The sequence below is a fragment of the Elstera litoralis genome (assembly GCF_000963705.1).
In the GTDB taxonomy this organism is placed as follows: domain Bacteria; phylum Pseudomonadota; class Alphaproteobacteria; order Elsterales; family Elsteraceae; genus Elstera; species Elstera litoralis.
Window position 1 is genome coordinate 1 of record NZ_LAJY01000963.1, and the last position, 688, is coordinate 688.

The 688-nt window shown below is 54.9% G+C and carries 1 protein-coding gene; it reads right to left on the reverse strand.

Annotated features, from left to right (window positions below; all coding sequences use genetic code 11):
- Positions 1-354: DUF520 family protein (locus tag VZ95_RS20960; RefSeq protein WP_045777595.1), on the reverse strand; the 354-nt coding region annotated here is incomplete at its 3' end.
- Positions 355-688 lie beyond the last annotated feature (334 nt).

Genomic DNA, 688 nt, shown 5'->3' on the forward strand with positions numbered 1-688 from the left:
CTTCATTTTCGAATCCTTCACGGCGCGCGTAATCAGTTTCGCCACGTCCTGCGGAATGCCCTGCTTGACGGTGATGACCTGGCGCACGCTATTGCCCATCGCTTTTTCGACGGTTTTATAATCGAGCGCGCTGGGTTCGATCTTGCGGCGGGTGAAATGCACTTTTAGCAACTCGTGCATTTGATCGAGCTTGAGCTGATCGTCGGCGAGAACGGTTAAGTCGTTCTCTTTGCGCGTAATTTCGCACTTCGAGCCTTTGAAGTCGAAGCGCGTGCCGATTTCACGCACGATATTGCCCAGGGCATTATCGACTTCGGCAATATCGGTTTTCGACACAATATCGAAGGACGGCATGGGTCGCTCCTCATAGATCGCAGACGTTTGGCGGCATTGAAAGGCCGGATGGGGTTCCGGGGGCAAGCAAAAAATATTGCTGCGGACTCCGAATTTTCGCCTCTTGCAGTCCGGCGCGGCGTTTCCTATCTCCAGTCTGTCGATGCCGAATGCGGGTCGACGCTGAAAACCGGATGCGCCCTTAAAGCGATCCCCCTTTTTCCATGTTGCTTCTCTAGGAGAATATGGCCATGCGTACGCTTAACCTCAATCCGCTCTTCCGTTCCACCGTCGGGTTTGACCGGCTGATTCACCTGATGGACGCCGCCCAACGGGCCGGAGGATACCAGCGCCA